We start from the raw sequence: 2,693 nt of genomic DNA on the forward strand, positions 1-2,693 counted from the left end.
GCCGAGCGGAGGCCGAACACCCGGGCGCAGGACAAGGGGCGGGCCCCTTCGCCCGGGCGGGCTACGACGCTGACATGTCGTTGCCGAATGGACGCGACGGCCGGACCCAAGTGCGTCTCCCTCCCCCTCTGCGGGGGAAGGGGGCCTCGCGTCAGCGAGGGTCGAGAGGGGGGCAGGGCGTCAGTCCCGCCCCGGAATCGCGAGCCGGAATGGACGGTTCGGGACGCACCGCGTCGTCCGTCGCGCGTGACGGCCGGACGACTCACACCCTCTCAGCTTCCGCGCAGGGCTTCCAGCACCTTGCCGCCGGGGCGGCCCGTCGGGGTCATGCCGAGCTTGCGCTCGACGTCCTTGATCGCGTCGCGGGTCTTCTGGCCGACCTTGCCGTCCGGCTCGCCGACATCGTAGCCACGGGCGGCGAGGCGAGTCTGGAGGTCGCGCCGCTCGGCCCGGGACAGGGGTGGGTCGTCGGTCGGCCAGGCCGCCTGGACGCCGGCCTTGCCGCGCAGCCGGTCCGACAGGACCGCGATGGCGAGACCGTACGATTCGGCCGCGTTGTAGGAGTAGATCGCGTCGAAGTTCCGGGTGACCAGGAAGGCCGGTCCGTCGATGCCGGCGGGTGCGATGATGCCGGCCGCGCCCTCGCCCGAGAGCGGGCGCCCGTCCACCCGGGTCACGCCGAGGGAGGCCCAATGGGCGATCGGCTTCTTGTTCTTGCGCCCGGCGGCGCCGACGCTGAAGCTGCGGGGCAGCTTGACCTCGTAGCCCCAGACCTGGCCGTTCTGCCACTTGGCCACGTGCAGGAAGTTCGCCGTGGAGCCGACCGCGTCGGCCACCGAATCGACCACGTCCCGCCGGCCGTCGCCGTCACCGTCCACCGCGAGCCGTTGATAGGTGGTCGGCATGAACTGGGTCTGGCCGAAGGCGCCGGCCCAGGAGCCGGTGAGCCGCTCCGGCGCGATGTCGCCGCGCTCGATGATCCGCAGGGTAGCGATCAACTCGCCGCGGAAGAAGTCCCGGCGGCGGTTGTTCGAGCAGGCGAGCGTCGCCAGCGACTGCACCAGCGGCATCTTGCCGAGGTTCTTGCCGAAATTGGACTCGACGCCCCAGACCGCCGCGATGGTGTAGCGGTCGACCCCGTAGCGCGACTCGGCCTGGGCCAGGGCGGACGCGTTCTGGCGCATGGCCGCGCGTCCGTCCTCGACCCGCTCGTCGTCCACGAGCGCCGCCATGTAGTCCCAGATCGGCGTCTTGAACTCGGGCTGCGCCTGCGAGAGCTCGATCACCTTGTCGTCGAAGCTGATGCCGCGGGTGGCCGCCTGGAAAGCCTGGGCCGACACCCCGGCTGCCGCCGCCTGACCCTGGATGCCGGCGAGACACGAATCGAAGTCGGCGCGCGCCGGCAACGCGGCGAGACCCGCGAGGAGCCCGACCCCGAGCGCGACGCCCGATCCGAGGGAGTGAATCCGCATCCTGGCGTTCCCGTTCGACGTCCGTTGCATGAACGCCGAATCAGGCAACACCAGGGTTAAGGAGCGGTTAGGCCGCACCGAATCCACCGGCCTGGCTGACTGACCGGACGCCGCCGCGCGGCACCCGGAGTCCATGCGGTGAAACTCAGTCGTCCGGTCGCAGCCTCGCGACGGAATGAGATTTGACGGCAGATTTAGTTTGCGAATGATCGATACATTGATTGTTGTAAATTTCTCCCACCGAATACTTTTCCAATCTTTCAATAAAGTAAAATATCGACCATTGTGCAATCAGCGATCCGCTGGGATTGCGTTGATTCTTGACGGCAACTTATTAATCCACGACTGTCTATATGAAAGAGAATCAATTTCGGACACCGGGAGGAAATCTGGACCATGCGCCTTGCAGATCTATCGATTGCGAAGAAAGTCGTTGGCGCATTCGCGATATTGATCGTCATCGCTCTTGGAGGTGGGATTATCAACCACCGAAAACTATCCTTCATCCAATCCTCGATCGGATGGTCGGAGCATACTTACGACGTCCTGAACGTGAACGCGTCGCTGATCACCACGATGGTCGATCGGGAGACCGGCCTGCGGGGCTATCTGGTGACCGCCGACCCGGCGTTCCTCGCGCCGTATCGCAGCGGCACGCAGGCCTTCGACGCGAATCTACAGCGGCTTCGGACGCTGACATCGGACAATCCGGCGCAGCAGGCCCGCATCGCCGAGGTCGAGACCCTGGCGAAGCGCTGGCAGTCCGACATCGCCGAGCCGGAGATCGCCCTGATGGGTCAGCCGAGTACCCAGGCGGAGGCCCGCGCACGCGTGGGGGGCGGTGCCGGCCGGGCGCTCATGGACGCCATTCGCGCCAAGGGTGGGGAGATCGAGGCGACCGAGCGCACCCTGCTGACGGCCCGGCAGGCCGACGAGGCCGACGCCTTCTCGACATCCTATGCGGCGACGCTGCTGTCCCTCGTCGCCCTCCTGGCGACCGCCATCGCGGGCGCTCTCCTGCTGACCCGGCTCATCGCTATCCCGACGCGCGCGATGACGCTGGTGATGGGGGAGCTGGCCCGGGACAATCTCGACGTCACCGTCCCCAGCGGCGACCGGCGCGACGAGATCGGCCGCATGGCGGCGGCGGTCGAGGTGTTCAAGGGCGCGCTGATCGCCAAGCGGGCCGGCGACGCCGCGACCGCCCGGGAAGCCGACGCC

At 67.7% G+C, this 2,693-nt stretch carries 2 protein-coding genes; one reads left to right on the forward strand and one right to left on the reverse strand.

Features of this window, described 5'->3' with window-relative positions; genetic code table 11:
- Positions 1 to 272: 272 nt before the first annotated feature.
- On the reverse strand, positions 273 to 1,472 hold the full coding sequence (locus tag FV228_RS26145) for a lytic murein transglycosylase (protein ID WP_147857200.1): 1,200 nt from the start codon (positions 1,470 to 1,472) through the stop codon (positions 273 to 275).
- 396 nt (positions 1,473 to 1,868) lie between these two features.
- Between FV228_RS26145 and FV228_RS26150 the strand changes: the two genes are divergently transcribed.
- A partial coding sequence (locus FV228_RS26150) for a CHASE3 domain-containing protein (protein WP_147857201.1) occupies positions 1,869 to 2,693 on the forward strand: 825 nt, incomplete at its 3' end.

It is taken from the genome of Methylobacterium sp. WL18 (genome assembly GCF_008040015.1).
Lineage (GTDB): Bacteria > Pseudomonadota > Alphaproteobacteria > Rhizobiales > Beijerinckiaceae > Methylobacterium > Methylobacterium mesophilicum.

Coding starts and splice junctions, on each gene's coding strand:
- FV228_RS26145 (WP_147857200.1), bottom strand. CDS start 1,472: ATGCGGATTCACTCCCTCGGATCGGGCGTCGCGCTCGGGGTCGGGCTC.